This is a genomic window from Blastococcus sp. TF02-09 (genome assembly GCF_003319105.1).
Lineage (GTDB): Bacteria > Actinomycetota > Actinomycetes > Mycobacteriales > Geodermatophilaceae > Blastococcus.
In genome coordinates, this window is the sequence record NZ_QOHH01000004.1 from 160,111 (window position 1) to 180,413 (window position 20,303).

Annotated in this window: 19 protein-coding genes; 15 read left to right on the forward strand and 4 right to left on the reverse strand. The window is 74.6% G+C overall.

Annotated elements, in window-relative coordinates; translation table 11 throughout:
• The first annotated feature begins 35 nt into the window (after positions 1 to 35).
• The 8 genes from DQ239_RS08130 (at position 36) to def (ending at position 10,088) form a co-directional block, all read left to right on the forward strand.
• Entirely contained in the window at positions 36 to 1,979 is a 1,944-nt protein-coding gene (locus DQ239_RS08130) for a TIGR03960 family B12-binding radical SAM protein (protein ID WP_113833906.1), read from the forward strand.
• Positions 1,979 to 2,746, forward strand: coding sequence for a TIGR03936 family radical SAM-associated protein (locus DQ239_RS08135; protein ID WP_113833907.1), 768 nt, complete (start codon positions 1,979 to 1,981; stop codon positions 2,744 to 2,746). Before DQ239_RS08130 ends, DQ239_RS08135 begins: the two co-directional genes overlap by 1 nt.
• A 295-nt stretch (positions 2,747 to 3,041) precedes the next feature.
• The gene (locus DQ239_RS08140; protein WP_199582770.1) at positions 3,042 to 6,089 is read left to right on the forward strand and encodes an Rne/Rng family ribonuclease; all 3,048 of its coding nucleotides are present in this window, start codon (positions 3,042 to 3,044) and stop codon (positions 6,087 to 6,089) included.
• Between the two features lie 210 nt (positions 6,090 to 6,299).
• Positions 6,300 to 6,611 (forward strand): 50S ribosomal protein L21, encoded by a 312-nt coding sequence (rplU, locus tag DQ239_RS08145; protein WP_113833908.1) that lies wholly within the window; start codon positions 6,300 to 6,302, stop codon positions 6,609 to 6,611.
• A 7-nt stretch (positions 6,612 to 6,618) separates the two neighbouring features.
• Positions 6,619 to 6,876, forward strand: a complete 258-nt coding sequence (gene rpmA, locus DQ239_RS08150) for a 50S ribosomal protein L27 (protein ID WP_091984959.1) — start codon at positions 6,619 to 6,621, stop codon at positions 6,874 to 6,876.
• An 84-nt stretch (positions 6,877 to 6,960) separates the two neighbouring features.
• Complete coding sequence (gene obgE / locus DQ239_RS08155) at positions 6,961 to 8,451, forward strand: GTPase ObgE (RefSeq protein ID WP_113833909.1); 1,491 nt, start codon at positions 6,961 to 6,963, stop codon at positions 8,449 to 8,451.
• Positions 8,448 to 9,563: a glutamate 5-kinase gene (proB, locus tag DQ239_RS08160; RefSeq protein ID WP_113833910.1), complete on the forward strand. Its 1,116-nt coding sequence runs from the start codon at positions 8,448 to 8,450 to the stop codon at positions 9,561 to 9,563. The genes obgE and proB overlap by 4 nt, the downstream gene beginning before the upstream one ends.
• A 42-nt stretch (positions 9,564 to 9,605) precedes the next feature.
• Positions 9,606 to 10,088, forward strand: coding sequence for a peptide deformylase (gene def / locus DQ239_RS08165; RefSeq protein ID WP_113833911.1), 483 nt, complete (start codon positions 9,606 to 9,608; stop codon positions 10,086 to 10,088).
• Positions 10,089 to 10,098: 10 nt separating this feature from the next.
• Here def and DQ239_RS08170 read toward each other — a convergent pair whose 3' ends face one another.
• Genes DQ239_RS08170 through DQ239_RS08185 form a run of 4 tightly spaced genes read right to left on the reverse strand, consistent with a single transcriptional unit; the run spans position 10,099 to position 13,277 of the window.
• Complete coding sequence (locus DQ239_RS08170; RefSeq protein WP_113833912.1) at positions 10,099 to 10,533, reverse strand: Fur family transcriptional regulator; 435 nt, start codon at positions 10,531 to 10,533, stop codon at positions 10,099 to 10,101.
• Entirely contained in the window at positions 10,530 to 11,543 is a 1,014-nt protein-coding gene (locus DQ239_RS08175; RefSeq protein ID WP_113833913.1) for a metal ABC transporter permease, read from the reverse strand. The genes DQ239_RS08170 and DQ239_RS08175 overlap by 4 nt, the downstream gene beginning before the upstream one ends.
• A 1-nt stretch (position 11,544) precedes the next feature.
• Positions 11,545 to 12,342, reverse strand: coding sequence for an ATP-binding cassette domain-containing protein (locus tag DQ239_RS08180; protein ID WP_113833914.1), 798 nt, complete (start codon positions 12,340 to 12,342; stop codon positions 11,545 to 11,547).
• Positions 12,339 to 13,277, reverse strand: a complete 939-nt coding sequence (locus DQ239_RS08185) for a metal ABC transporter substrate-binding protein (RefSeq protein ID WP_113834050.1) — start codon at positions 13,275 to 13,277, stop codon at positions 12,339 to 12,341. Before DQ239_RS08185 ends, DQ239_RS08180 begins: the two co-directional genes overlap by 4 nt.
• 63 nt (positions 13,278 to 13,340) lie before the next feature.
• Here DQ239_RS08185 and DQ239_RS08190 point away from each other — a divergent pair, with 63 nt between their 5' ends.
• The 7 genes from DQ239_RS08190 to DQ239_RS08220 all read left to right on the forward strand — a co-directional run bounded on the left by DQ239_RS08190 (position 13,341) and on the right by DQ239_RS08220 (position 20,282).
• Positions 13,341 to 14,594, forward strand: a complete 1,254-nt coding sequence (locus DQ239_RS08190; RefSeq protein ID WP_113833915.1) for a glutamate-5-semialdehyde dehydrogenase — start codon at positions 13,341 to 13,343, stop codon at positions 14,592 to 14,594.
• Positions 14,595 to 14,648: 54 nt separating this feature from the next.
• Complete coding sequence (locus DQ239_RS08195) at positions 14,649 to 15,536, forward strand: MoxR family ATPase (protein WP_113833916.1); 888 nt, start codon at positions 14,649 to 14,651, stop codon at positions 15,534 to 15,536.
• On the forward strand, positions 15,536 to 16,972 hold the full coding sequence (locus DQ239_RS08200; protein ID WP_113833917.1) for a VWA domain-containing protein: 1,437 nt from the start codon (positions 15,536 to 15,538) through the stop codon (positions 16,970 to 16,972). The genes DQ239_RS08195 and DQ239_RS08200 overlap by 1 nt, the downstream gene beginning before the upstream one ends.
• A 385-nt stretch (positions 16,973 to 17,357) precedes the next feature.
• Positions 17,358 to 18,092, forward strand: coding sequence for a nicotinate-nucleotide adenylyltransferase (nadD, locus tag DQ239_RS08205; RefSeq protein WP_233488916.1), 735 nt, complete (start codon positions 17,358 to 17,360; stop codon positions 18,090 to 18,092).
• Positions 18,089 to 18,550: a ribosome silencing factor gene (gene rsfS, locus DQ239_RS08210; protein WP_113833919.1), complete on the forward strand. Its 462-nt coding sequence runs from the start codon at positions 18,089 to 18,091 to the stop codon at positions 18,548 to 18,550. The genes nadD and rsfS overlap by 4 nt, the downstream gene beginning before the upstream one ends.
• Positions 18,547 to 19,311: a histidine phosphatase family protein gene (locus tag DQ239_RS08215; RefSeq protein ID WP_113833920.1), complete on the forward strand. Its 765-nt coding sequence runs from the start codon at positions 18,547 to 18,549 to the stop codon at positions 19,309 to 19,311. Before rsfS ends, DQ239_RS08215 begins: the two co-directional genes overlap by 4 nt.
• A 92-nt stretch (positions 19,312 to 19,403) precedes the next feature.
• Positions 19,404 to 20,282, forward strand: a complete 879-nt coding sequence (locus tag DQ239_RS08220) for a DegV family protein (RefSeq protein WP_113833921.1) — start codon at positions 19,404 to 19,406, stop codon at positions 20,280 to 20,282.
• The last annotated feature ends 21 nt before the right edge of the window (positions 20,283 to 20,303 follow it).

A 20,303-nucleotide genomic window follows, 5' to 3' on the forward strand; every position in this document is an offset into this window, starting at 1 on the left:
AGCGCCGGGAGTCCGGCGGCTACCCTGGACCGGTCATGACTGCAGAGCTCCGCACGACCGCCGGCGAGTCGCTCTACCCGCGACTCGAGCCGCTGCTGGCCCAGATCCAGAAGCCGATCCAGTACGTGGGCGGTGAGCTGAACGCCCAGGTGAAGCCCTGGGACGAGGCCGCCGTCCACTGGGCGCTGATGTACCCGGACGCCTACGAGGTCGGGCTGCCCAACCAGGGCCTGATGATCCTCTACGAGGTGCTCAACGAGCGCCCCGACGCCCTGGCCGAGCGCTCCTACGCCGTCTGGCCGGACCTCGCCGCGCTCATGCGCGCGAACGGTGTCCCGCAGTTCACCGTCGACGGCCACCGCGCCGTCGCCGACTTCGACGTCCTGGGCGTCAGCTTCGCCACCGAGCTCGGGTACACGAACCTGCTCGAGGCCCTCGACCTGGCCGGCATCCCGCTGCACGCGATCGCCCGCGACGAGAGCCACCCGGTGGTCGTCGCCGGCGGGCACGCGGCCTTCAACCCCGAGCCGGTCGCCGACTTCGTCGACTGCGCGGTGCTGGGCGACGGCGAGCAGGCCGTGGGCGACATCACCGACGTCGTCAAGGCGTGGAAGGCCCAGGGCCGCCCCGGTGGCCGGGAGGAGCTGCTCGCCCGCCTGGCCCGGGTCGACGGCGTCTACGTGCCGCGCTTCTACGCCGTCACCTACGCCGACGACGGCGCCATCGCGGGCGTCACCCGCACCCGCGACGACGTCCCGGCCAAGGTCGGCAAGCGCACCGTCATGGACCTCGACGAGTGGCCCTACCCGAAGCAGCCGCTGGTGCCGCTGGCCGAGTCGGTGCACGAGCGGATGAGCGTGGAGATCTTCCGCGGCTGTACCCGTGGCTGCCGGTTCTGCCAGGCCGGGATGATCACCCGTCCGGTGCGCGAGCGGACCATCACCGGCATCGGCTCGATGGTCGAGCAGGGGCTGAAGGCGACCGGCTACGAGGAGGTCGGGCTGCTGAGCCTCTCCAGCGCCGACCACTCCGAGATCGGGCAGCTGGCCAAGGAGCTCGCCGACCGGTACGAGGGCACCAACACCGGGCTGAGCCTGCCGAGCACCCGCGTGGACGCCTTCAACGTGACGCTGGCCAACGAGCTGTCCCGCAACGGGCGACGCTCCGGGCTGACCTTCGCCCCCGAGGGCGGTAGCGAGCGGATCCGCCGGGTGATCAACAAGACGGTGTCCAAGGAGGACCTCGTCCGCACGGTGACGACCGCGTACGCCAACGGCTGGACGCAGGTGAAGCTCTACTTCATGTGCGGTCTGCCGACCGAGACCGACGAGGACGTCCTGGAGATCGCCGACCTGGCGGTCGAGGTGATCCGCGCCGGCCGCGAGGCCAGCGGCCGCAAGGACATTCGCTGCACCGTGTCCATCGGTGGCTTCGTGCCCAAGCCGCACACCCCGTTCCAGTGGGCCGCCCAGGCCAGCGCCGAGACGATCGATCACCGGCTGCGGGTGCTCCGCGCCAAGATCAACGAGGATCGCCGCATCGGCCGGTCGATCGGCTTGCGCTACCACGACGGCAAGCCCGGCGTGATCGAGGGACTGCTGTCCCGCGGTGACCGCCGCGTCGGCCGGGTCATCGAGCGGGTGTGGCGCGAGGGCGGGAAGTTCGACGGCTGGAGCGAGCACTTCTCCTTCGAGCGGTGGACGCAGGCCGCGGCCGAGGAGCTGGCGCCCTTCGGTGTCGGCCTGGACTGGTACACCACGCGCGAGCGCACCGAGCACGAGATCCTGCCCTGGGACCACCTGGACTCCGGGCTGGACAAGGAGTGGCTCTGGGACGACTGGCAGGACGCCCTGAGCGAGGAGGAGGTCGCCGACTGCCGGTGGACCCCCTGCTACGACTGCGGGGTCTGCCCGACCATGGGCACCGAGATCCAGATCGGCCCCACCGACCGCAGCCTGCTCCCGCTGACCGTCGTCTGATGGCCCGCCAGCCCGACGGGCCGCCCCCGCCGCCGACCGTGCAGAAGCTGCGCATCCGGTACGCCAAGCGCGGCCGGCTGCGCTTCGCCTCGCACCGCGACCTCGCCCGCGCGCTGGAGCGGGCGCTGCGCCGCGCCCGGGTGCCGATGGCGTTCTCGGCCGGGTTCAGCCCGCACCCGAAGATCTCCTACCTCGGCGCCGCCCCGACCGGTGCGGCCAGCGAGGCGGAGTACGTGGAGATCGGCCTGGCGGTGCGGTGCGACCCCGAGGCCGTCCGCGCCGCCCTGGACGCCGCCCTGCCCGAGGACATCGCGGTCCTGGACTGCGTGGAGGCGGGGGAGGGGACCGGGTCCCTGGCCGAGCGCATCGACACCTCGGTCTGGCGGGTGGAGCTCCCCGGGATGACGCTGGAGGAGCTCCGGCCGGCGGTCGAGGAGCTCCTGGCGCGCGAGGTCGTCGTCGTCGCCAAGCGCACCAAGAACGGCCCCAAGGACGTCGACGTCCGGCCCTCGGTGGTCAGCGCGTCGGCGTCGGCGGGGGCGGGTTGTGCCATACTCGACCTGGTCGTCCGGCAGGGAACGCCCGCCGTTCGACCGGACGACGTGTTGGCCGCCCTGGCTGCCGTCGCCGACCTGCACCCGCCGTTGCCCCCCCGGGCCGTGCGTGAGGCGCAGGGCCGGCTCGACGACACCGGGACCGTGGCCGATCCGCTCGATCCGGACCGCACCGCGGGAGCCCCCGACCAGGAGGCGCACGCGACGGTCTGACCGGCGGAGGCCCACGGGGGCTCGCGCACCGTTCCGCGACACGGCTGCCAGACGTGCCGCACACCGCAGACCACCGCACCACTCCGCACCACCGCACCCAGCCCCACCGGGTGCGCGCACCACAGCAGTCCGGCTCCCCGCCGCGGCAACCGTCGCGCGGGAGCCGCCCCAGACTTCGCAGGACGAGCCGGTCGCCGTACCCCGTGCGACCGCCCGCCCCGCCCCACCCGTGCTCCTGTGCGGCCGCCAGTCATCCGATCGGCGCCCGGGAGCACATGAGGAGACGAGACTTCTCGTGGCCGATACCGACAACAGCACCCCCACCGCCGACGAGACCGCCACCGGTCCCGGGCCCGACGACACCGTGACCGAGGTCCCCGCGGTGACCGAGGACTCCTCGGTCCCGGAGGACCCCGACGAGGAGCCGGAGGCGGACGACGCCCCGGCGGCGGAGACCTCCGCCGAGCCGACCCCCGCCGAGCCGGAGCCGCAGCCCGAATCCGAGGCGCAGCCGGACGCCGACGCGGAGCCGGTCGGTTCCCGCTTCGGGGCCCAGTTCAGCTCGCCGGAGCCGACCGCCGTGGTCGCCCGCCCCCGCCGCCGCGCCACCCGGCCGGCCGCCGCGCCGGACCCCGACGCCGTCGAGACGGTGGCCCCGGCGGCGCCGGCCGCAGCGGTTCCCGCCTTCGTCAGCTTCATGGCCCCGCCCGTCGACGCGCCGCCGGCTCCGCGTCGCCGCAGCCGCCGCCCGGCGGAGTCCCCGCAGCCCGAGCCCGACGAGGCCGAGGCGTCCGAGGTGCCCGCCGAGGAGGCCGAGCCGGCGCGGAGCCGCCAGCGCTCGCGCCGCCGTCCCGCCGTGGTGGAGCCTGGCGAGGACATCGATTCCACCGACGACGAGGACGTCGACGAGGACACCGCTGCCTCTGGCGGCGACGAGGGCGACTCCGGCGACGGCACCGGCAGTCGCCGCCGTCGCCGCGGCCGCCGGGGCCGTGGCCGTGGTCGCAGCGGCGAGGACGCCGGCGAGGCCGAGGACGAGAACGGCGAGCAGCCCCCGGCCGCCGACACCGAGACCGACGACGATTCCAACGACGGGGACGACGACACCGACGCCGACGCCGACGAGGCCTCGGGCGGGTCGAGCACCCGCCGCCGTCGTCGGCGTCGCCGTCGCAGCGGAGGCGGTGGCGACGACGCCTCCGACGACACCGACGACGACGACCGCCCCGAGCGGGCCGGCCGCAACGGCCGGATCAGCAGCGACGACGAGGTCCGCGGCGTCACCGGCTCCACGCGCCTGGAGGCCAAGCGCCAGCGCCGCCGGGACGGCCGGGACACCGGTCGCCGCCGCGCGCCGATCCTGACCGAGAGCGAGTTCCTCGCCCGCCGCGAGGCCGTCGACCGGAAGATGGTCATCCGCCAGCGGGGTGAGCGCACGCAGATCGCCGTCCTCGAGGACGACGTGCTGGTCGAGCACTACGTGACGCAGGCGCAGGCCACCTCGTTCGCCGGCAACGTCTACCTCGGACGCGTGCAGAACGTGCTGCCGAGCATGGAGGCCGCGTTCATCGACATCGGCAAGGGGCGCAACGCCGTCCTCTACGCCGGTGAGGTCAACTGGGACGCCGCGGGTCTGTCGGGCAAGCAGCGCTCCATCGAGACCGCGATGAAGTCCGGCGACAAGGTGCTGGTGCAGGTCACCAAGGACCCGATCGGGCACAAGGGCGCGCGGCTCACGCAGCAGATCAACCTGCCCGGCCGCTTCCTCGTCTACGTGCCCGGCGGCTCGATGACCGGGATCAGCCGCAAGCTGCCCGACACCGAGCGCCAGCGGCTCAAGGACATCCTCAAGAAGATCGTCCCCGAGGACGCCGGCGTGATCATCCGGACCGCCGCGGAGGGCGCCTCGGAGGAGGAGCTCACCCGCGACGTCAACCGGCTCAAGGCGCAGTGGGAGGTCATCTCGCAGAAGGCGGAGTCGGCCTCCAACGCGCCGACGCTGCTCTACGGCGAGCCGGACCTGGCGATCCGGGTCATCCGCGACGTCTTCAACGAGGACTTCAAGGACCTGGTCGTCCAGGGCGACGACGCGTGGGACACCGTCGAGGCCTACGTCGGGCACGTCTCCCCGGAGCTCAGCTCGCGGCTGTCGCGCTACACCGGCCAGGGCGACGTCTTCCACGACCTGCGCATCGACGAGCAGCTGGCCAAGGCGCTGGACCGCAAGGTCTGGCTGCCCAGCGGCGGCTCCCTGGTCATCGACCGCACCGAGGCGATGACCGTCGTCGACGTCAACACCGGCAAGTTCGTCGGCTCGGGCGGCAACCTCGAGCAGACCGTCACGCGCAACAACATGGAGGCCGCCGAGGAGATCGTCCGCCAGCTCCGGCTGCGCGACATCGGCGGCATCATCGTCATCGACTTCATCGACATGGTGCTCGAGAGCAACCGCGACCTCGTGCTGCGGCGGCTCACCGAGTGCCTGGGACGCGACCGCACCAAGCACCAGGTCGCCGAGGTGACCTCGCTGGGCCTGGTGCAGATGACCCGCAAGCGGGTCGGCCAAGGCCTGCTCGAGGTGTTCTCCGAGACCTGCGAGCACTGCCGCGGGCGCGGCATCCTCGTCAGCACCGACCCGGTCGACGAGAAGCGGCGCGGCGGCAACGGGTCCGGCGGCGGGGGCAACTCCGGTGACTCCGGGCGGGGCGGCTCCGGTGGCGGCAACCGCCGCGACCGCTCCGGCAAGCCTGACGGCAACGGCCGGGACGACGCCGCCGGCGAGCAATCCGCCACGCAGCAGCCCGCCGCCGAGAGCGCGCCGGCCGAGCCGGCAGCCGAGGGGGGCGACGGCGAGACGACCGAGGGCACCCGCAGCGGCGGCCGGCGCAACCGCGGCCGGCGCAACCGCGGGCAGTCGGGCGAGGAGCGGGCCGCCGCGGACGCCGCCGTCGTGGCCGGCGCGGACCGGGACGAGCCCACCGGGGAGGACGCCGGGACCGCCGAGCCCGAGACCGTCGAGCCCGAGACTGCCGAGCCCGAGACCGCCGAGGCCGTCGCCGTCGAGGACGTCGACCCCGTGAACGCGGACGCGGCGGTCGGCCCGTCCACGCCGCCGCGCGAGGCCTCCGACGTGGTGGTCGTGCCGCCGCTCGCGGTGGCCGAGCCGGCCGCAGAGCAGGCGCCGGAGCCCGCCGAGGACGTCGCGAGCCAGCGGTCCGAGGCCGCGGCGCCCGAGGTCGCGGGGGCCGGCGCGGAGAGCGCAGCGGCCGAGCCGGTCGCGCCGGCGGGGCGTCCGCGCCGTCGCCGGGCGGCGAGCCGGCCGGCCGGACCGCCGGCGTCCTGACGGCCCGCCCGGAGGCCACCCCGAGCGTGCGAGGGGTGAGGGGCACGGGTTCGGTCGGCTCAGGTACGCTGGACGGGTTGCATCGCCACCGCGCGGGCGCCTCCGGGTGCCGCCGGGTCAGGCGTCCGCAACCCGTCCAGTCCCCGGCGCCCGCTCGGTCGTGCGCGCCGGACCGACAGCTGGATACGAGAAGCTAACGAGGAGTCAGTGGTGTACGCAGTGGTGAAGGCCGGTGGCGGCCAGCACAAGGTGGCCGTGGGCGACACGTTCACGATCAACCGCCTGACGGGTGCGGCCGGCGACTCGGTCGCCCTGCCGGCGATCCTGCTGGTCGACGGCGACACCGTCACCAGCGACGCCGCGGCCCTGGCCAAGGTCACCGTGACCGGCGAGATCGTCGGGCACGGCAAGGGCCCGAAGATCCGCATCCACAAGTTCAAGAACAAGACCGGGTACCACAAGCGGCAGGGGCACCGTCAGCCCCTGACCAGCGTCGTGGTCCGCGACATCTCGAAGGGCTGACCTCGACATGGCACACAAGAAGGGCGCCTCGTCGTCCCGCAACGGTCGCGACTCGAACGCCCAGCGCCTCGGCGTGAAGCGCTTCGGCGGCCAGGTCGTCAAGGCCGGCGAGATCATCGTGCGCCAGCGCGGCACGCACTTCCACCCCGGCCTGGGCGTCGGCCGCGGCAGCGACGACACGCTGTTCGCGCTCGCCCCGGGTGCGGTCACCTTCGGCACGCGCCGCGGGCGGAAGACCATCAGCATCAGCGCCGTCGAGGCCTGACGCACGACCCAGACGTTCCGCCACGAGCGCACGGGCCTTCGGGCTCGTGCGCTCGTGGCGCTTGACAGGTAGGAGGCGGCGGGCATGGCCGCTTTCGTCGACCGCGTGGTCGTGCACGTGGCGGCCGGCAACGGCGGCCACGGCGTCGCCTCGATCCACCGCGAGAAGTTCAAGCCCCTCGGCGGCCCCGACGGCGGCAACGGTGGCGACGGCGGTGACGTCGTCCTCGAGGTCGACCCGAGCGTGCACACGCTGCTGGACTTCCACCACCGCCCGCACCAGAAGGCCGGCAACGGCCGCCCGGGCGAGGGCGGCAACCGCAACGGCGGCAGGGGCGAGGACCGGGTCCTGCGGGTGCCCGCCGGCACCGTCGTCAGCACGCCCGACGGCCGCGTCATCGCCGACCTCGTCGGCGCCGGCACCCGCGTGGTGCTGGCCCGGGGCGGCCGCGGCGGCCTGGGCAACGCGGCCCTGGCCAACGCCCGCCGCAAGGCGCCCGGCTTCGCGCTGCTCGGCGAGCCGGGCGAGGCGTTCGACGCCGTCATCGAGCTCAAGAGCATCGCCGACGTCGGCCTCGTCGGCTTCCCCTCGGCGGGCAAGTCGTCGCTGATCGCGGCGATGTCGTCGGCCCGCCCGAAGATCGCGGACTACCCCTTCACCACGCTGGTGCCCAACCTCGGCGTGATCCGCTCCGGCGACACCGTCTACACGATGGCCGACGTGCCCGGGCTGATCCCCGGCGCCTCCACCGGCAAGGGCCTGGGCGTGCAGTTCCTGCGCCACGTCGAGCGGTGCGCGGTCCTGGTGCACGTGGTCGACATGGCCACGATGGAGCCCGGGCGCGACCCGGAGAGCGACATCGAGGCCCTCGAGCACGAGCTCGCGGAGTACGGCGGTGACGAACTGGACCTCGTCGGGCGGCTGCGGATCGCCGTCCTCAACAAGATCGACGTGCCGGACGCCCGGGAGCTGGTCGACCTGGTGCGCGCGACCCTCGATCAGCGCGGCCTGGCCGTCCACCCGGTGAGCGCCGCGACCGGCGAGGGGCTGCGGGAGTTCGGCTTCGCGCTCGCCGCGGCGGTCGAGGAGCACCGCGCGAGCCTGCCCGCGATGGAGCCGGCCCGCGTCACCGTCACGCCCCGGGCGGTCGACGACAGCGGCTTCACCGTCGAGCGCGACACCGAGTTCGACACCGGCGGTTTCGTCGTGCACGGCGTCCGCCCCGAGCGCTGGGTCCGGCAGACCGACTTCAGCAACGACGAGGCGGTCGGCTTCCTCGCCGACCGGCTCAACCGCCTCGGGGTGGAGGAGGCGCTGGCCAAGGCCGGCGCGGTCACCGGCGACGCGGTCACCATCGGGGGCGTCACCTTCGACTGGGTGCCCTCGCTGCCGGCCGGCACGCTCACCGCCGAGGAGTCCGCGGGCCTGGGCGGGCGCGGCACCGACAGCCGGATCGACGCGCCGCACCGGGTCCGCGCCCAGGAGCGGCTGGCGGCCAAGCGCGCCCGCCGGGTGCCCTACGAGCTCGGCGAGCCGGGGTGGACCGAGGACGACCTGCCGGAGGAGCTGCGATGACCGCCCGTCCGCGGATCGCGGACGCCCGCCGGGTCGTGGTCAAGGTCGGCTCGTCCTCGCTGACCACCCTGCCGGGCGGGCTGGACACCGAGCGGCTGTCCGCACTGGTCGACGTCCTGGGTGCGGCCCGGGCCGCCGGACGCGAGGTCGTGCTGGTCTCCTCGGGTGCCATCGCGGCGGGCCTCGCCCCGCTCGGTCTCGAGGGCCGGCCCCGCGACCTCGCCACGGCGCAGGCCGCGGCCAGCGTCGGGCAGCTGCGGCTGGTGCAGACCTACGCCGACGCCTTCGCCCGCCACGGGGTCACCGTCGGCCAGGTGCTGCTCACCGCCGACGACCTGACCCGGCGCGGGCACTACCGCAACGCGCACCGGACGGTCGAGCGGCTGCTCACCCTGGGCGCGCTGCCGATCGTCAACGAGAACGACACGGTGGCGACCGAGGAGATCCGCTTCGGCGACAACGACCGCCTCGCCGCCCTGGTCGCCCACGTCGCGCAGGCCGACGCCCTGGTGCTGCTCTCCGACGTCGACGGCGTCTACGACGGCGACCCGCGCTCGGGCCCGGCGTCCCTGGTCGACACCGTCCGCGAGCCCGGTGACCTGGCCGCGGTGACCCTGGGGTCGGCCAGCCGCAACGGCGTCGGCACCGGCGGCATGGCGACCAAGGTGGAGGCGGCGTTCATCGCCGCGCAGGCCGGCGTGCCCGTCGTCGTCACCTCGACCGCCCAGGCGGCCGCGGCGCTGGCCGGCGAGCAGGTGGGCACGCTGTTCGAGCCGATGGGCCGGCGGCCCAGCGCCCGCCAGTTCTGGCTGCGCTACGCCAGCCGTCCGCGGGGCCGGCTCACCCTGGACGACGGCGCGGTCGAGGCCGTCCGCGACCGGCACGCCTCGCTGCTCGCCGCGGGCATCACCGCGGTCTCGGGCGAGTTCGTCGCCGACGACCCGGTGGAGCTCGTCGGCCTCGACGGCACGGTGGTCGCTCGCGGGCTGGTCGCCTACGACGCGGCGGAGCTGCCCGGGTTGCTCGGGCACAAGACCGGTGACCTGCCGCCGGAGTACCGCCGCGAGGTCGTGCACCGCGACGAGATGGTGCTCGTCCGCCGCCGTCCCTGAGCCGCGGGCAGGGGCGCGGAGCCCGGCTGAGAGACTGGCGGGGTGACGATCCGCCCCATCCGCGAGCTCGGCGACCCGGTCCTGCGCACCCCCTCCGACGAGGTGAGGGCCTTCGACGGCTGGCTGGCCGCGCTCGTCCGCGACCTGGAGGAGACCGTCGACAACCCCGGCCGCGCCGGCGTCGCCGCTCCGCAGATCGGCGTGAACGCGCGGGTCTTCTCCTACAACATCGACGGCGTGATCGGGCACATGGTCAACCCGGTGATCGTCGAGCGCTCCGAGGAGATCCAGGACGGCGACGAGGGCTGCCTGTCCGTCCCGGGCATCTGGGCGCCGACGGTGCGGGCGCTGCGCTGCGTCGCCGAGGGCTTCGACGTCGACGGCAAGCCGCTCCGGCTGGAGGGGGAGGGGCTCATGGCCCGCTGCCTGCAGCACGAGGTCGACCACCTCGACGGCACGGTCTTCCTGGACCGGCTGACCGGTGAGGCCCGCAAGACCGCGCTGCGCGCGCTGCGCGACCGCTGACGGTTCCGGGTCAGGAACGGGCCGCGACGCACGCGGCGCAGGTGCCGAAGACCTCCACCTGGTGCTGGACGTCGGCGAAGCCGTGCTCTGCGCCCACCCGCGCGGCCCAGCGCTCCACCGGCGGGTCGGCCACCTCCACCGTGCGCCCGCACGAGCGGCAGACCAGGTGGTGGTGGTGGCTCGGTGAGCACCGGCGGTAGCCCGCCTCGCCGTCGGCACTGCGCAGGACGTCGAGCTGCCCGTCGTCGACCATCGCCTGCAGGGCCCGGTAGACCGTGGCCAGGCCGACCGGGTCGCCGCGCTCGCGCAGCAGCGCGTGCAGGTCCTGCGCACTGCGGAAGCCGTCCAGCTCGTCCAGCAGGGCCAGCAGGGCGCTGCGCTGCCGGGTGGTCCGCCGGCCGGTGACCTCGGGGGCCGGCGCCCGGCCGGTGTCCGCGCCGCTCATCGGTTCGGGGGAGCGGGGACCGGGTGCTCCCCGTGCTCGTCGTAGTGCACGCCGCGGCCGGTCCGGTGCGGCGCGTGCAGGTGCCCGTCGTGGTCGTAGTCGACGTGATCGCCGTGCGGCACGGGAGGGTGGCCGCAGGCGGCGCCGTGCTCGTGGGGGTGCGCGTCGTGCACGTCGACCCGTCGCCGGTGGCGCCGCCGCGCGGTGCTCTCGCGCAGGGCCACCGCCGAGGTCACGAGCAGGAACAGGCCGATGGCCAGCAGCACGATCGTCCCGCCCGACGGCGTCCCGGTGTAGAAGGACGTCGCCGTCCCCGAGACGCTGACCAGCACCCCGATCAGGCAGGCGAGGAGCACGGTCTCGCGGAAGCTGCGGGCGAGCAGCTGGGCGATGGCGCTGGGCAGGATCATCAGCGCGCTGATCAGCAGCAGCCCGACGACGCGCATGGACAGCACGACGGTGGAGGCCACCAGGGCGGCGAGCACCACGTTGAGGCCGAGCACCGGGAGGCCGACCGCGCGGGCGTACTCCTCGTCGTCGCTGACCGCGTAGAGCCGCTGCCCCAGCAGGGCCACGACGAGCAGCACGACCACCGAGATGCCGGCGAAGACCACGACGTCCTCCCGGCTGGTCGTGGTGATGGCGCCGAAGAGGTAGGAGTCGAGGTTGGTCGCCTGCCCGCGGGGCGCGAGGCTCAGCAGCACGACGCCACCGGCGATGCCGCCGTAGAACAGCACGGCGAGGGCGACGTCGCCGCTGGTCCGGCCGCGGGCGCGGACCAGCTCGATGAGCACCGCCCCGAGGACGGCGGCGACCAGCGCCGTCCAGACCGGGCTGGTAGCGGTCAGCACCCCGACGGCGACGCCGGTCAGGGCGACGTGGCCGAGCCCGTCGCCCAGCAGGGAGAGCCGGCGCTGGACGAGGAAGACGCCCACCGCGGGCGCGACGAGCCCGACCATCAGCGAGGCGAGCAGCGCGCGCTGCATGAAGTCGTAGTCGAGGAGTCCCACGTCAGCGCTCCCTGGTCGTGGCGGACCGCGGCGTCACGGTGGGCTGGTCCAGCCGGTAGCCGGCCGGCTCGCGCTCCGGTGGGTGGTGGTGCAGGTGCTCGTCGTGGTGGCCGGCCTCGCTCAGCGGGCCGTCGTAGGCCACCCGGCCGTGGTCGACCACGACCGCCCGGGTGAGGACGCCGGCCAGCGGCGCGCTCTCGTGCGTGACGACGACGAGGGTCGTGCCGCTCGCGGAGATGGTGGCGAGGGTGCCGGCCAGCGCCTCCTGGCTGGCCGCGTCGACCCCCGCGGTGGGCTCGTCCATGATCAGCAGCTCGGGCTCGGCGGCCAGCGCACGGGCCACGAGCACCCGGCGCTGCTGCCCCCCGGAGAGCGCGGCGACCTTGTCGTCCAGCCGGTCGCCGAGGCCGACCGCGGCGACCGCGTCGGCGACGGCGCGGCGGTCGGCGGCCCCGAGCGGGCGGAACAGGCCGAGCCGGGCCAACCGCCCCACGGCGACGGCCTCGCGCACCGTCGCCGGCACGGCACCGCTGATCGAGTGCCGCTGCGGCACGTACCCCACCCGGCCGCGCTCGCGCAGCCGGCCGACCGGGGCGCCCAGCACCTGCATGTCGCCGTCGAGCATCGTCGCCAGGCCCAAGAGGCCCCGCGACAGCGTGGTCTTGCCCGACCCATTGGAGCCGAGGACGGCGACCGCCTCACCGGCGGCGATCGTCAGGTCGACGTTGCGGACGATCGGCACGTCGCCGTAGCCGATCGTCGCCCCGCGCAGGCGGATCGCCGGGAACTCCGGAGTCATGAGCTGGTCTGGCCCTGCTGCAGCGTGGCCAGGTTGGCCCGCATGACGGCGAGGTAGTCGTCGCCGGCCGACTCGTCGGTCAGGCCCTCGAGCGGGTCGAGGACGGCGGTGCGGACGCCGGCCTCGTCGGCCACGGTCTCGGCGATGGCGGGGTCGACGAGCGTCTCGGTGTAGACCGTCGTCACGCCGCGCTCGGCGACCAGGTCGGTGATCTCGGCCATCTGGTCGGCCGAGGGCTCGGTGCTCGGGCTCAGCCCCGTCACGCCCACCACCTCGAAACCGTAGCGCGCGGCCAGGTAGCCGAATGCGTCGTGGCTCGTGACGAGGGTGTCCACGGCGCAGCCGGTCAGCCCGTCGGTCATCTCCGCGTCGAGGGCCTCCAGGTCCTCGCGCAGGGCGGCGGCGTTCCGCTCGTAGGTGTCGGCGCCGTCGGGGTCGATGTCGGCCAGCTGGTCGGCGAGGGCGTCGCCGACGTCGGCGAGCCGGGTCGGGTCCAGCCAGAAGTGCGGGTCCGCCGACTCCCCGCCGTGCGCCTCGTCGGCGTGCTCGTCCTCGTGCTCCTCCGCGGTGAGCGAGAGGTCCGCGGCCTCGGCGACGTCCCACGCGTGGTCGCCCGCCTGCGACTCGGCGGCCTCGTCCACCGCCGACTGGAAGCCCCCGAGGTAGACGAGCAGGTCGGCGTCGGACACGCCCGCGACGTCCTGCGGGGTGAGCTCCAGGTCGTGCGGCTCGGCGCCCGGGGCGGTCAGCGACGACACCTCGATGCGGTCCCCGCCGATGCGCGAGGCGGCCCACTCCAGCGGGTAGAAGCCGGCGACGACGTCCAGCCGGTCGCCCGCGCCGCTCCCGCCGTCGTCACTCCCGCACCCGGCCAGGAGCAGCAGTGCGGTGGTCGCCGCGGCGGTCATCGGCAACCGCGGAGTGGAGATGCTCATGAGAACCATTCTCGCACAGCGTGCGGCCCCGGTCCCGACCCGCTCGTCACGTAGCCTGAGGGCGTGTTCGACGTCACGGAGCTGCCGCTGATCGGTGCTGCCGCCCTGCGCGCGCGCTCGGCCGCCCGCGTGCTGCGCACCCTCCCCACCGACGCCAAGGACGGCGCGCTGGTGGCCATGGCCGAGGCGCTGGTCGAGCGCACCGACGAGATCCTGGCCGCCAACGCCGCCGACGTGGAGGCGGCGCGGGCCGACGGGACGCCCGAGTCGGTGGTCGACCGGCTGCGGCTGGACGCCGGCCGGATCGAGGGCGTGGCCGCTGCGCTGCGTCAGCTCGTCGCCCTGCCCGACCCCGTCGGCGACGTGGTGCGCGGCTCGCGGCTGCCCAACGGCCTGGAGCTGCGCCAGGTCCGCGTGCCCCTCGGCGTGGTCGGCATCGTCTACGAGGCGCGGCCCAACGTCACCGTCGATGCGGCCGGGCTCTGCCTCAAGAGCGGGAACGCCGCCCTGCTGCGCGGCTCGGCCTCGGCCTTCGGCACCAACACCGCGCTCATCGCCGTCCTCACCGAGGCGGGGGAGAAGGCAGGGCTGCCCGCCGGTTTCGTCGAGCTGCTGCCGGCCGACCGGGCCTCGGTGGGCGAGCTGCTGGGTGCCCGCGGCCTGGTCGACGTCGTCATCCCGCGCGGCGGCGCCTCGCTGATCCAGCGCGTGGTGCGCGAGTCGCGGGTGCCGGTCATCGAGACCGGCGAGGGCAACTGCCACGTCTACGTCGACGCCTCGGCGGACCCGGTCATCGCCGAGGCCGTGGTGCTCAACTCCAAGACCCACCGGGTGAGCGTCTGCAACTCCGCAGAGACCCTGCTCGTGCACCGCGACTACCCCCACCTGCCGCGGCTGCTGGCGGCGCTGGCCGGTTCGGGGGTGGCGCTGCACGGCGACGACGCCGCCCGCGCGGCGCACGACGGCGTCGTCCCGGCGACCGACGAGGACTGGGCCACCGAGTACCTGTCGATGGACATGGCCGTGCGGGTGGTCGACGACCTGCCCGAGGCGCTGGAGCACATCGCCCGCTGGACCACCGGGCACACCGAGGCGATCGTCGCGGACTCGGCCACCGCGATCGCTGCCTTCACCGCCGGCGTCGACGCCGCCGCCGTCCTGGTGAACGCCTCGACCCGGTTCACCGACGGCGGCGAGTTCGGCTTCGGCGCAGAGATCGGGATCTCCACCCAGAAGCTGCACGCCCGTGGCCCGCTCGGGCTCCCCGAGCTGACCTCCACCACCTACGTCGTGACCGGCCGCGGTCACGTCCGCTGAGCGGTCCGCCCGCACCCCCTCATCCGGCCCACCCCACCGCCCCTTGGAGCCGTCGTGCCCCGTCCGCCGTCGCAGTCCCCGCACTTCTCCTCCGTCGCCGACGTCGAGAAGCGACTGAGCGAGGCGGGTTACCTGCCCGACGCCCAGATCGCGACGACGGTGTTCCTCGCCGACCGCCTGGGCAAGCCGCTGCTGGTCGAGGGGCCCGCGGGCACCGGCAAGACCGAGCTCGCCAAGGCGCTGGCCGCCGCGACCGACTCGGAGCTGATCCGGCTCCAGTGCTACGAGGGCCTCGACGAGGCCCGCGCGCTCTACGAGTGGAACTACAAGAAGCAGCTGCTGCGCATCCAGGCCTCGCAGGCCGGTGACGGCGCCGACTGGGACACCGTCCACGACGACATCTTCGGCGACGAGTTCCTGCTCTCCCGCCCGCTGCTGACCGCCATCCGGCGCACCGACCCCACCGTGCTGCTGGTCGACGAGACCGACAAGGCCGACGTCGAGGTCGAGGGGCTGCTGCTGGAGGTGCTCTCGGACTTCCAGGTGACCATCCCGGAGCTCGGCACCATCACCGCCACCCGCCGGCCGATGGTCGTCCTGACCTCCAACGCGACCCGCGAGCTGTCCGAGGCGCTCAAGCGACGCTGCCTCTACCTCGCGCTGGACTACCCCTCGGCCGAGCGCGAGCGCGAGATCGTGCTGTCCCGGGTGCCCGACCTGGCGCCCGGTCTGGCCGACCAGCTGGTGAAGACGGTGCGCGCGCTCCGGGCACTGGAGCTGAAGAAGTCGCCCTCGATCTCCGAGACCCTCGACTGGGCGCAGACGCTGCTGGAGCTGGGGCTGGACACCCTCGACGAGGGGGCCATGTCCTCGACGCTCGGGGTGGTGCTCAAGCACGCCAGCGACCAGCAGCGCGCCGCCGCCGAGCTCCGGCTGAACTGATGAGCGCGCCGGGGACCCGCTCGCAGGAGCTCGGTGGGCTGGCCGGGCACCTGGACGGCTTCGTGCGCGCGGTGCGCGAGGCCGGGATCCCGGTGGGCATCAGCCAGGCGGTCGACGCCGCCGAGATCCTCACCGTCGTCGACCTGCTCGACCGCGAGCAGCTGCGGCACGGGCTGGCCGCGGTGCTGCTGCAGCGCGGTGCCCAGCGCCCGGCGTACGACGTGCTCTTCGACCTCTGGTGGCCGCTGTCGGACCGGCCCGCGCCGACCGACGACTCCGGGGAGTCCGAGGAGGGTGCCGAGGGCGGGGAGCCGAGGCAGGGCGGACCGCGTCCGGACGACGCCGCGCTCGCGAAGGCGATGCGTGACGAGCTGTTCCGGTTGCTGCTCGAGGGCGACGAGGACGAGATCGGCCGGTTTGCGCGCCGTGCGGTGGACCGGCTCGGCAGTGGTCAGCCCAGCCCCACCGGGCAGTCCTACTTCAGCTACCGCGTGATGCGGGCGCTCTCGCCGGACACGCTGATCGCCCAGCTGCTGGCGGGTCTGCTCGCCGAGGGTGACCGCGGTGGGCTGAACGAGCAGGTGGCCCGGCAGACCGTCCGCGAGCGGATCGAGGCGTTCAAGAACGCCGTCGAGACCGAGGTGCGCCGCCGCACGGCCAGTGAGAAGGGGCGCGAGCGGGTCGCGAAGAACGCCGTCCGCCCGCTGGCCGACCAGATCGACTTCCTCCGCGCCCAGTCCAGCGACCTCGCCGAGCTGCGCCGCACTGTGGCGCCGCTGGCCCGCCGGCTGGCCGTGCGGCTGTCCGCGCGCCGCAAGATCGGGCGCCAGGGCCGGCTGGACTTCCGCAAGACCGTCCGCGCCTCCCTCGGTACGGGTGGCGTCCCGGTCGTCACCCACCACCGCCCGCGCAAGGTGCACAAGCCCGAGCTGGTCGTGCTCTGCGACGTCAGCGGCTCGGTGGCCGGCTTCAGCCACTTCACCCTGATGCTCACCCAGGCGCTGCGCGAGCACTTCACCGGCGTGCGGGCCTTCGCCTTCGTCGACTCGACCGACGAGGTCACCCGCTTCTTCAGCCCGGGTGCCGACGTCGCGGACGCGGTCCGGCGGATCGGCACGGAGGCGCAGGTCGTGGCCTTCGACGGGCACAGCGACTACGGCACGGCGTTCGAGGTGTTCGCCGACAAGTACGCCTCGGCGATCGGGCCGAAGACCTCGCTGCTGGTGCTGGGCGACGGCCGAACCAACTACCGGCCCGCCGCGGTCCCGCTGCTGGCCAGCATGGTCCGGCGGTCCCGCTCGGCGCACTGGCTCAACCCCGAGCCGGAGCGGCAGTGGGGGACCGGTGACTCGGCGGCGGACCGGTACGGCGAGGTCATCGACATGGTCGAGTGCCGGAACGCGTCCCAGCTGGCGGAGTTCATCACCACCCTCTGAGCACGCCGCGGCCGGTCCACCTGCGGCCCGCCGCCGGCGTCGGGACTGTCCACACGTGGCGCTGTCGACAGCTCGACACCTCGACAGCTCGACCGGTGACCCGTCGACCGACGCGGCAGACGTCCGTGTGGGCGTGACCCCCAGGCATTTCGGTACCGGCGCGTAACCCCGGGGCGGTTGGGCCGTTGTCCAGCGCGGTGCCGGTGCCTCCGGGCAGCGGCACCGTCCGGCCGCCGGCAGGCGGCGAGGCCTGCGACCGGCTGCACGGGGGAGCCGGTCGCCGCGGGCCGGGACGCAGCGTCCCACCGGGACGTGCGTCGCGGGTCCGCAGACCGGAGCCGGTCCGCTCAGGGCCGGCTCCGGTGGGCACGGATACCCTCGGTCCGTGACAGGCGGGCGGATCGGCGTGATGGGCGGGACGTTCGACCCCATCCACCACGGGCACCTCGTGGCCGCGAGCGAGGTCGCCGGCCTCTTCGGGCTGGACGAGGTCGTGTTCGTGCCGACCGGTCAGCCGTGGCAGAAGAGCGACCGGCAGGTCAGCCCGGCCGAGGACCGCTACCTGATGACGGTCGTCGCGACGGCGTCCAACCCCCGCTTCTCGGTCAGCCGGGTCGACATCGACCGCGGCGGCCCGACGTACACGATCGACACCCTGGTCGACCTGCGCGCCCAGCGGCCGGACGCCGAGCTGTTCTTCATCACCGGCGCCGACGCCCTCGCCCAGATCATGACCTGGCGCGACGGCGACCGGTGCTTCGAGCTGGCCCACTTCATCGGCGTGACCCGCCCCGGGTACACGCTGGCCGACTCCGACCTGCCCGCCGGACGCGTGAGCCTGGTGGAGATCCCCGCGCTGGCGATCAGCTCCAGCGACTGCCGCGGCCGCGTGGCCCGCGGCATGCCGGTCTGGTACCTCGTGCCCGACGGTGTCGTCCAGTACATCGAGAAGCGGGGCCTGTACCGGGAGGGCCTGCGCCGCCGTGCGCCCGCAGCCGTCAGCGGTGGCGAGGACCGCGGCGCCCCGGGGAACCGGCCGGCCCACGCCCGCCCGCCCGCGGTCCCGGATCCGTCACCGGACACCGACACCCCATCCGACTACCAGGAGGTACCCCGATGACCGCCTCGGCCGAGGCGCGGGACACCGCGCTGCTCGCCGCTCAGGCGGCCGCCGACAAGCTCGCCACCGACGTCTCGATCGTCGACGTCAGCGAGCGGCTCGCCATCACCGACGCCTTCGTCCTCGCCTCGGCGCCCAACGAGCGCCAGGTGCAGGCCATCGTGGACGCCGTCGAGGAACGCCTGCGCGAGCGCGGGATCAAGCCGGTGCGGCGTGAGGGCACGACCGAGAACCGCTGGGTGCTCCTGGACTTCGTCGACGTCGTCGTCCACGTCCAGCACGCCGAGGAGCGGGCGTACTACGCCCTCGAGCGGCTGTGGAAGGACTGCCCGACGATCCCCTTCGTGGACAGCGCCTTGCCGGCGCAGGACGCGGCTGCGGGCGAGGATGCGGCGGCGAGCGAGGACGCGGCTGCGGGCGAGGCCGCAGAGCCGGTGCAGGACACCTCCGACCGGTGAGCCGTCCCGCGGAGCCCTCCCTGCCCGTCCAAGGGTTGATCCTGTGGCGGCACGGCCGCACCGAGTGGAACGCCGAGGGGCGCTTCCAGGGTCGGCTCGACCCGCCGCTGGACGAGGTGGGCCGCCGACAGGCCGTCGAGGCCGCGCCGCACCTGATCGCCTCGGCCGGTCTCGGCGCCGACGCGGTGGTGGTCTCGAGCGACCTCGAGCGCGCCGCGGACACCGCGGCAGCGCTGACCGCGCTGCTCGGGGTGCCGCTCCTGCTCGACCCCCGGCTGCGCGAGCACGGCATGGGCAGCTGGGAGGGGCTCACCCGCGACGAGGTGGCCGCCACGTATCCCGACCAGTACGCCGACTGGCTGGCCGGCCGCCCGGTGCGGGGGCGCGGGGGAGAGGAGCCCGAGCAGGTCGCCGAGCGCGCCCTGGCCGCGCTGCGCGACCTCCCGCCGGCCCGGGTCGCGGTGGTCGTCACGCATGGCGGCACCAGCGGCCGGCTCGTCGAACGGCTGCTCGGCCTCGGGCCGGGACAGCGCCGGATGTTCGGCCCCCTGGGCAACTGCTCGTGGAGCGAGCTCCAGGAGCAGTCCGGCTCCTGGCGGCTCATGCGGCACAACGTGGCAGCGCCGAAGACCTCGGTCGTGGACGGCGACGGAGCCGCACGCCGGGCCGCCGCGGCCGGCCAGGACCTCCCCGTGCGGGCGGGGGCGAACCCGGAGGAGGGTGGCGCCGGGCCGGTCGGCGACGCCGACGCGGTCGTCTGACCGTCCGACCCCGGCGCCGGCAGCAGCCGGACGCGGCGCCCCGCGCAGCCGCGATCTCGGGGATCGCGACGACGGCCCGCTAACCTCGCCGCGTGCCCGTTGCCGTCGTCACCGATTCGACGGCCTACCTGCCGCCGGACGTCCTCGAGCGCTATGGCATCGACGTGGTCCCGCTCTACGTGGTGCTGGCCGGCCACTCCGGGACCGAGGGCGAGTCGGTCGGTCCCGCCGACGTCGCGCGCGTGCTGAGCACCCGCGGCGGGCGCGTCTCCACCTCGCGGCCCACGCCCGGGGACTTCGTGGCGGCCTACCGCCGGCTGCTGGACGCGGGCGCCGACCGGCTGGTGTCCATCCACCTCTCCGCCGAGCTGTCGGGCACCTGGGACGCCGCCCGCCTGGCCGCCTCGCAGGTTGGCGAGCACATCGTCACCGTGGTCGACTCGCGATCGGCGGCGATGGGCAACGGCTTCGCGGTCCTGGCCGCGGCGCGGGCGGCGGCCGCCGGTGCCGATGCCGCCGCCGTCGCCGACGCGGCCCGCCGGACGGCCGCCGCCACCCGGACGTTCTTCGTCGTCGACACCCTGGAGCACCTCCGCCGCGGCGGGCGCATCGGACCGGCGGCGGCGCTGCTCGGCTCGGCGCTCGCGGTCAAGCCCCTGCTGCACGTGCTCGACGGCCGGGTGCTGCCGTTGGAGAAGGTCCGGACCTCCGCGCGTGCCCTGAACCGCCTCGTCCAGCGCGTCGTCGAGGAGGCCGACGGCGCGCCGGTGTCGCTGGCGGTGCACCATCTCGCCGCGCCGGAGAAGGCCGAGCGCCTGGCGGCGGAACTGCGCGACAAGGTGCCCTCCCTCGCCGAGCTGCACGTGAGCGAGCTCGGTGCGGCCATCGGGGCGCACGTCGGGCCCGGAGCGGTCGGCGTCGTGGTGGCCCCGGCGTTCGACGGCGGTCAGGCTCCCGCGCCGGAGCACTGAGCGGCTCCGGCAGCTCCGGAC

What these genes read in the sequence shown, in the direction of transcription:
- rsfS (WP_113833919.1), top strand. Translation starts at nt 18,089, where the DNA reads ATGACCGCCTCGGCCGAGGCGCGGGACACCGCGCTGCTCGCCGCTCAG.
- DQ239_RS08130 (WP_113833906.1), top strand. Translation starts at nt 36, where the DNA reads ATGACTGCAGAGCTCCGCACGACCGCCGGCGAGTCGCTCTACCCGCGA.
- rpmA (WP_091984959.1), top strand. Translation starts at nt 6,619, where the DNA reads ATGGCACACAAGAAGGGCGCCTCGTCGTCCCGCAACGGTCGCGACTCG.
- DQ239_RS08135 (WP_113833907.1), top strand. Translation starts at nt 1,979, where the DNA reads ATGGCCCGCCAGCCCGACGGGCCGCCCCCGCCGCCGACCGTGCAGAAG.
- proB (WP_113833910.1), top strand. Translation starts at nt 8,448, where the DNA reads ATGACCGCCCGTCCGCGGATCGCGGACGCCCGCCGGGTCGTGGTCAAG.
- DQ239_RS08200 (WP_113833917.1), top strand. Translation starts at nt 15,536, where the DNA reads ATGAGCGCGCCGGGGACCCGCTCGCAGGAGCTCGGTGGGCTGGCCGGG.
- DQ239_RS08180 (WP_113833914.1), bottom strand. Translation starts at nt 12,342, where the DNA reads ATGACTCCGGAGTTCCCGGCGATCCGCCTGCGCGGGGCGACGATCGGC.
- DQ239_RS08170 (WP_113833912.1), bottom strand. Translation starts at nt 10,533, where the DNA reads ATGAGCGGCGCGGACACCGGCCGGGCGCCGGCCCCCGAGGTCACCGGC.
- obgE (WP_113833909.1), top strand. Translation starts at nt 6,961, where the DNA reads ATGGCCGCTTTCGTCGACCGCGTGGTCGTGCACGTGGCGGCCGGCAAC.
- DQ239_RS08185 (WP_113834050.1), bottom strand. Translation starts at nt 13,277, where the DNA reads ATGAGCATCTCCACTCCGCGGTTGCCGATGACCGCCGCGGCGACCACC.